3 protein-coding genes are annotated in these 9,019 nt (G+C 40.6%); 1 reads left to right on the plus strand and 2 read right to left on the minus strand.

Features of this window, described 5'->3' with window-relative positions; translation table 11 throughout:
• Window positions 1–113 precede the first annotated feature (113 nt).
• Window positions 114–1,007, minus strand: a complete 894-nt coding sequence (gene cysM, locus RM811_RS08990; protein WP_402523120.1) for a cysteine synthase CysM — start codon at window positions 1,005–1,007, stop codon at window positions 114–116.
• An 89-nt stretch (window positions 1,008–1,096) separates the two neighbouring features.
• On the opposite strand from cysM, the gene RM811_RS08995 reads away from it, so the two are divergent.
• Entirely contained in the window at window positions 1,097–3,856 is a 2,760-nt protein-coding gene (locus RM811_RS08995) for a response regulator (RefSeq protein WP_402523115.1), read from the plus strand.
• 3 nt (window positions 3,857–3,859) lie between these two features.
• On the opposite strand, the gene RM811_RS09000 is transcribed toward RM811_RS08995, so the two are convergent.
• The gene (locus RM811_RS09000) at window positions 3,860–8,764 is read right to left on the minus strand and encodes a hypothetical protein (protein ID WP_402523117.1); all 4,905 of its coding nucleotides are present in this window, start codon (window positions 8,762–8,764) and stop codon (window positions 3,860–3,862) included.
• Between the last annotated feature and the right edge of the window lie 255 nt (window positions 8,765–9,019).

Here is a 9,019-nt window from a genome sequence, read left to right on the forward strand (position 1 = left end):
ACCCTCCTTCGCGGGAAAGACAGCAGCGGTACAAATCGGCATTTGAGACCTTTTGCAACACCCTTCTTCGCGGGGATGACGGAAAGCTGATATTTTCTACAACGCCTCTTCCATTATTGAGGATCAAAAACACCCGTCGAAAGGTAGCGGTCACCACGATCACAGATAATCGCAACAATAGTGGCATTTTCAACGTCTTTCGAAACCCTGAGGGCTGCGGCAACCGCACCACCGGATGAAACGCCACAGAATATTCCTTCTTCCCGGGCCAGGGCCCTCATGCACTCTTCTGCTTCAGTCTGGCTGATATCCATCACTTCATCGATGGCTGAGCGATCAAAAATAGCCGGAAGATATTCCGGGCTCCAGCGTCGTATTCCGGGTATTTTCGACCCATCCTCAGGCTGCAGGCCAATAATCTGAATGGAGGAGTTCTTGCTCTTCAAATAACGGGAAGCCCCCATTATTGTCCCTGTGGTTCCCATGGAACTGATAAAGTGAGTGACATTACCGGTAGTCTGTCTCCATATTTCAGGCCCGGTGGTTCCATAGTGAGCCAGAGGGTTATCCGGGTTGGCAAACTGATTTAAAACCTTGCCCAGGCCCTGCCTCTGCATTTCCAGTGCTTTGTCCCGGGCGCCTTCCATACCATCACTGACCAGAATAAGCTCAGCACCATAAGCGCTCATGGCCGCACGACGCTCGATGCTCATATTGTCTGGCATGATCAGTATCATGCTATAGCCACGAATCGCTGCTGCCATGGCCAGAGCTATCCCGGTATTACCACTGGTGGCTTCAATCAATGTATCCCCGGGTCTGATCGCATTTCGAGCTTCAGCTTCAGTAATCATGGATAAGGCTGGGCGATCTTTCACAGACCCCGCAGGGTTTTGCCCCTCCAGCTTTAACAGTACGGTATTGGAGCTATTCCCCTGCATTCGCTGCAAACGAACAAGAGGCGTATTACCAATAATGGATTCTATGGTCGGATATTCAATGGACATATAACTGACGTTAACTTTATTATGCTGGTGTTTGATATTCTCTGGCCCGCAATAATACAGAACAAAAGCCATACAGGGAAAGCAGTAGCATGAAACAGAACCTTCTGGCATTTCGCCAACGACTCCTTCTTCTGGCCTTTTTACCGGGCATTATTGTCTCGTTGCTCATGGGTAGCGTGTATCTGAGCAAACGATATAACGAGCTGGATAATCAGCTCATGACCAAAGCACTGGCTCAAACTGAACAGAAAGCGGCTATTACTTCGCTTTTATTACAAAGCAAAGAGCCACACAAGATAGAGCGAACAGAGCTGCAAAGCCTGATAAGCATGCTTCTGGACGATATGGATATTCGAGCTATAAGCCTGATAGATCCGCAAGGTGAAGAATTTCTCCATGCCGGCCCAACGCTCACCGCCACAGGCAAAATACCTTCACTACTGAATTCGGGGCAGCCCTTTTTTCAAAACGATCAGGTGATTCAGGTAGCCAGTCCAATTACCAGACCAGACAGCTCAACCTATGATGGCTGGCTTATCATCGAGTACACCTATGCAGAAACTCACCTGATCCTTTATCGCTCACTGGCTTTCAGTATTATTGTGGTTGCCATGGGACTGGCAGTTGCCCTGGTTATCAGTCTTAAACTGGGCAACGCCGTAACACGCCCCCTGGATAATATGGCACGGGTTATTAGTCGTATACGGGATGGTTTTTATGATACCCGACTCCCGGACAATCCCAAAAGCCTGATGAATGAACTTGAGTCTGCCATCAATGAAATGCTGGATAGCCTGCAGACTAAACACCAAAAAATGAACACCCATATCGCTCAATATAATGATGAGCTGCAGGAAACGCTCGAAACCATTGAAATCCAGAATGTTGAGCTGGATCTGGCCAGGAAGGAAGCACTGGCAGCAAGCCGCAGTAAAAGCGAGTTTCTTGCCAATATGAGCCATGAAATCAGAACACCACTGAATGGCATTATTGGTTTTTCCAACTTGATGCTCAACGCCAGTCTGACACCACAGCAGTACGACTATATCAGCACCATCGAGAAATCCTCCCAGGGATTGCTAACCATGCTCAATGACATTCTTGACTTCTCCAAAATGGAAGCAGGCAAACTTGAACTGGATCCTCAACCGGCATGCCTCCGGGAGATAGTCGAAGATGTGATGATATTTATGGCGCCTTCAGCCCATGGTAAATCACTGGAAATTGTTCACTTTATTTACGACGATGTACCTGAAAACATCATCATAGACGGACAACGATTAAAACAGGTGCTGACCAATCTGGTTAGTAATGCCATTAAATTCACCAGTTATGGCTCTGTGGCTGTTCGCGTAATGCTAGATCAAAAAGAGAGTGATGATCAGTTAACACTCAGAATGTCAGTGACTGACACAGGGATTGGCCTTACCCGGGAACAACACCATAAGTTATTTCATGCTTTTGCCCAGGCGGACACCAGTAAGACACGCAGGGCTGGAGGTACCGGACTTGGACTGGCTATCAGTAAGACCCTGGTGGAACAGATGGGAGGAGAAATTGGTCTTGAATCTGATCTGGGCCAGGGCGCTCTCTTCTGGTTCACCTTTAAAACAAAGATTGGCGAGCCATTGGTCTCTAATGATGACAACAAAAAACAGCTGGATGGCCAAAAAGTACTTCTTATAGAGCCTCATGAACTCACCAGACTCTCTATTTTTCATTTGCTGGATAAACTGGGCGCTGAAACCACGGCAACAACCAGCTTTCAGCAGGCAATAGGATCTGGCGAAACACAGAAAAACTATGATTATATTTTCGTCAATCTTGATGATATGGCGCTGGAACAGGCTGTCGAACAGCTTAAATATTTTTACCATGGAGCAACCATTATACGCCTCACTTCTGCCCAGTTAACGGGCACGGCGGATGCAGTTTTGCCAAATGACGTAAACACACTACTCAAACCCGTAGGACTAACCCGACTTAAGGCCCTGATTTCTTACAGTGAGGGTGACCAGACTTCACACTATCAACAAATAAACAAACCACTGAACATCCTGGCCGTAGACGATAACCCCATTAATTTGAAGTTACTCAAAACAATTCTTGGCCATCTTGGTCAAAGCCTGAAGACCGCTGAAAACGGGTTTGAAGCCATTGAACTCTGCAAACAGTTTTCTTTCGATATTATTTTTATGGATGTTCAGATGCCCGTGCTTGATGGTATGGGAGCGACAAAGATAATCCGTAGCGAAATCCCGAACAACCAGCGCACACCGGTTATTGCGGTGACCGCCCATGCATTGCCAGAAGAGAAAAAAGTGCTGCTGCAAAGTGGTTTTGATGATTATCTGAGCAAACCGGTCAGTGAGAAGCAATTGATCAGCATGCTGAATCAATGGACACAAATACCCTCAGATAGTATTAAAAATAGAGAGTACCTTGCATCATCAAAAATCAGTATTCCCATTACTCACAGAGTCAATACTCTGGAAAGCCCGGTTGATATGAATCTGGCTATTCATCTGGCAGCAGGCAATACAGAGCTGGCTCATGAGATGCTGGTCATGATGAAGGACGGGCTTGACGATGACCTGAAAACACTCAGAAAAGCCTGGAAGGCTAATGACTTTTCAGCCGTGCTTGAACGCGTCCATCGATTACACGGGGCCTGCCGCTATTGCGGCGTGCCAGAACTGGAACGAATCTGTAACCGCCTGGAAACTCGTCTGAAAAAGTATCATTGCCTGTCTGATAAAACAGTTTCAGAAGATTTCCAGTTACTGATCCGGTCGATTATTCGGCTTCAGGATTGGCAACTGGAAGAAAAACCAGCCACCTGTGAGTGAATATCAGGTAGCAGCCAGCTCAACCAACCGGACGCCGTTCCACTGGAGAAACAGAAGAATGTCGTTAACCCTGAACCGTTGTTGTACTTTATTCCCGAGTTTTTCTGAACAGAAACGATTAAATTCGACGGTATCAGGAATGAGTATTTTTTCATCTACTACCTCTTTTTTCAAAGAAGTTAGAAGGTGTATATTTTTTTGTCTATTTGCATCAAAAAAGCCATTATCTCCCTGAATGTTTAAATATTTAAATATATATACTAAAAATACTTTTTCATACAGATTTTGTTTTCTATGTAATACCAGCAAAATATCTGCTATCTCCTGACATCGATAGGTTTGAGCCTCAATAATTACATAACTACTGCTCTCAGTGACGCTCTCAGTGACGCTCTCAGTGACTTTATCGTAAAGAAAGATGGCACGAAGATGAGCCACTGTCCATAATTCCGTTAATGAAAAGAAACCATTTCCAGGCACTGATATTTCTTTCGCATTCAAGCTATAACAGTTGGTAGATAAATAGGTTTTCTCTGAAAATAGCAATATATAATCCTTGATCAGATTAAAGTAATCCGTAGAATCTTCCTGTTTTTTTTGAATCATAGCTTTCAGTAATATTAACTTACCACTGCGAGTGTGCGCTACGTTGCCAATACCAGAGCGAATCAGTGACTCTCTGATCATATGACTAGACAAAGAGCTTTCATCATGAATCTTACTCAATTCAGGAGGAACTTCGAATATCTTTAATCTGTCATAAACTCTTATAACAGCAGTCGTCTGATTAACGGCCTTCTGAACATATTCACGATATAAAACTAATATGATACGATCAAAAAACTCACAATACACTCGGGATTGAACCGTTAAAATCTTAAGGCAACTTATCAACATTTCAGAAGAGTTCGGCCATTGATCAGAAATGTTCTTTTGTAAAATCTGGATATGCTCCAGACACCAGATCTTACATTGCTTAAATGGGCTGTAAATGTTGGATGGTACGGGAAGCTTAGTATCATTAAGATATCCAGCTAATCCTTTCGGAGTATAAAGATATGGATGTTTTTCCAGCAACGATACACATTTGGCAATTTCATCAAGATATTTTTCAGTTCCCGCAAGCTTAAAAAGACTGCTCAATTGTTTTTTACTTATCGGTTTACTTTTTTCTTTACTTCCTCTTTGGTTTTCCATCATCCTGTCATCTACAGAATATTGATCAATGGGTTCATCATATGGGCATTGGTATAAACCAACAGCTGTGGTGCGTCGCTTTTTAAATAATGGTATAAAATTTACAACCGCTTCCTGATCACTCTTTCTTTTTTTAATCGTATGACATGAAACTTTATGTGATGCTGCTTCAGTATTTTCATCCTTGATCAATCCCCATAAAACCAGCGTCCTTTTAATCAATTCCTCAGACCATGTAGTGTATATCTCATAGGCAGCTTCCGGCATAGTTTCAGAATGACGATCGGTTGATAAAATCTCAGCACTAAGTTGTCTTGGTACTGGAATTGTTTTAATGTTCAGGAAAATGTCAGCCAATAATACTTGACACCCAAGACAGGAACTTATATTCCGCCCTATCTGCTTTGAACTGTCAATTTTATGTTTAATAAATTTTTTTAAAAAGTCAATATATGCATCTGTATCAGGGTTAAGGACTTTCAAACATTTTAGCAAAGAGTCAGCTGTCATATTATTTTCACCAAAACACTGTCGAAGGTAAAGAATATGCCCAACATGCCACTCGCCTAAATCCATAAAAACACCATTCTTCGGGACAATGTAACCCTGTTGATTCATAGTACGTACAAAAACAGAAGGAATCTTTATCTTGCATGCTGACACATACTCACCTACTTTTGAAAAATAATCATTAGTGCTGGGATCTAATAATTTAAAATGCTCAGAAATCAATGATAATGAAAAGCGATTACGTTGACCAAGGAATTCGATACCTTTTCTCTTGAATAAATAAACTAAAACATTCATACACCATCTTATTTTCTTCTTACTCAGGTTGTTTTCATTTTCAACTCTTTTAAACTCTTCTGTATCAGGTAGAGACATTGAACTTATTCTTAACTGATCGATTAATTGCCGCACTTTCTTATTATTTTCAGGAATTGACGAGTCAAAAATATGTTGATCACCCTTGACACCTAATATTCCAAAAATATACCTGTAAAGTAATTCCTCATACAAAGGATGACTGTTTTTAATAACTTTTAAAGTACTCAGCGGCAATTTAGTGCCTTTTTGCAAAGGCATACAATATTGTGACAAAAATATCGCATTTACATGAGCATTAGTCCAGTTTTCGGTCACTGTAAATAAATCATTCTGAGGAACAAGAACATGATGCCTTCGCAGCTCACGGGCTATGCAGCCTTTATTTTCTCCCAGAGTTTTCTTCCTTCGGTAACTAAATATCAGTTTTTTGACCTGTTCAAAATATTCAGATGAAGAAATATCACAGTTAGCTTTAATATCCGATACAATCTTTCGTATTTTTTTAATATTTTTCTTATCTGGAACATCGATTTGTCCTGAAATTTTGACACCTAAGTTAGTTAATACATATTTCAGATCATCATATCCGATTTCCGTCCTGCTTTTCTTCGATCGGTAATATACAGGGAGCTCAATCCCCTGTAACAGCTCCTTTATGGAAGATAGAATCTTCAAAGAAAAAGGATCAGATCCATTCAAAACATTCGTATCCGAATATCGTCGAAAAACAGACAGACAGTACCGATCAAAACAATCTCTAAATTTTTTTGATACCGGCTTCAATATATCCAGAACATCTCTTAATCTATCAAGATTTTCACTACCGGACTCTTTAACCTCCAAGAGTAAAAAGGTATAAATATGCTCCTGTTTCCATAAGCCAGTATCTTTGAATTGAATACTATCATTACCAGGAACAGGGACTTTCCACCGATTTAAATTTCTAATTAGATCTCGCATATAAAATTTATAGCCGCAAATAAATTTAGAGACTTCATCAAAGTAGTTGCGACCCCCCGCAATCTTCACAAGTCGGCCATAGGTGCTTGCTTCTACAGATCGCTTTATCTTTATCAGCGAATCGCGGTGCTTCTCAATTGGTGATATCTGTGCGTTTTTCGCTGACAACGCTAGCATCATATGACTGTCATTTTGCGGGAGAATCTCTCCATCCCCTTTGCAAACAATCGTGCTGTGCTCAATGCCCTTCCAAGGGGATTGGGTTAGGCTGTCACTATATTTATCTTTTGAACACTCTATAAAGTCAACAATATCATTTTTAAGCCGATCAAACTGTTCACTCTTCTTTCGACTGAATATAGTTTTCATTTTTCTTTCTAAAAAGAAAGAAACTTGGTTTACAGTTCGACATTGGTCAATACCACCAAGATGATTAGCATGTTTTCCTGCCAGTGCTGTTAAATAATTTCTTCCATGGTTATCAATAACGCCTTCATCATTGCAAAAATAGAGTAGGCAGGTTAACGCATTCAGGTGAACATCAGGAAGCTTGATATCTACCAGCTGGCAATACATATACAGATCACCAAGATTCCAGTGTTTTACCTGACTTAACGGATTCAAGACTTTCATTTCTTCATTAATATTTTCTATGATATCCTCAGCTGTTTTTCCATTTTCAACCATGAATTTAATTGACTCCGGCAATTTGTTCAACTTTTTAAAATTATCTGATAATCTGCCTTTTTTTCTACATATTATATCTTTACCATTATCAACAAACTGAACATCGATAGAATTATAAAGAGAGGGAAAATAGAGATAATCCGGAAAAAAATAATCTTTTGCATTCCTCTCTGTTAATTCAACTCCGGTATTGTAATCCAGGATCAATTCATCGCCCGGAGCAATATACTTAAGGGCAATTGCCAGTATATAATACGCACCCGAAGCAGGCATACTGTCATTGACGTTAATTCTACCGTCTTTATGAACAGAAGCCACGCAACTTGAATCAATTGAAGGAAGCAATATAACATTTTCACCATGTTTGTGATCACTGGAATTCATATTGCATATTGGGAATGATGTGCTATCGATGCCATCAATACCAAGGATAATCTCTTCCTGATTGACTGTTTTATAAGAAAGATGAAAATTTACACACTGAAAATATGGGATACGGGTAGTCAAGGCAGGTCGAAGAAGTCCATCAATCTCTGACATGGACCATTGTATATATTGCTCATCTCTACTCTCACTATCAGGAAGTTCCTCGCTATTTATTTTTTTTAGCCGCAATTGAGTACCATGATAAATGCCGACTACCTGGCCTTCCAATACCTCCTCACTTTCTCTGCCCAGGAACGCCCCTACATTATGAATAGAACTACGCATTTTCACTAAATTCTCTGACTGAAAGCGATCGATAGCCTCAATCTGTTCTGCAGACGGAACCTGAATAAAGCGATTACCCAACATCAACCCATCCGGTATAAAATAATTTCCATTTGATTCAAGTAACATCAGTGGTTTTGGTCTATTGAGTTCCGGGGATAATCCAAAGCCTTGAAATTCATGAGCAATCGAAGTCGAAACGTTATTTTTTTTTTCAGAACTCACATCATCGGTTCTTTTTTCATCTTCATGACTGCCAGCGGGTGCATCTTTAACCATCATGTTTTTATTAGATTGATGTATAATATCAGGATTCTTAACACACAAGGTTTTTCGTGCAGATAGCGTTTTTTCTGTATCCAAAAGAGACACTGCTTCTTTAATTCTTTTGCCCGGTATTTTTACAACGAATAATTCCCTTGTAAAGACTTGCTGCTTTTTCCTGGCAGTGCTATTTGAATTAAGGCTATTATCGCTAGGTGAATAATTCGAAATCAAACCTAAGGCTTTCGTACTATCTCGCATATTAATCCTCCTGTTTGAAATTATTATCGTTGAACTACTATAATGCCGACCGAATAGTCAGTATATTAGTCTAATTTTTCAATTGAAGTCATTAAGCAATAAATGCTATAAGTAGTTGACCATTTGTCTTCATATGAATTGACTGGTCGATCGGTAGGTTATTTTATGTGCTAATTGTATGAAGCTTTTATGCTACCTTTATCAGACTCATCGCCTTATTCCCCCTGATTATGAAAACTGTTAATCCAATCACAG

This window comes from Endozoicomonas sp., from assembly GCF_031844845.1.
Classification (GTDB): domain Bacteria; phylum Pseudomonadota; class Gammaproteobacteria; order Pseudomonadales; family Endozoicomonadaceae; genus Endozoicomonas.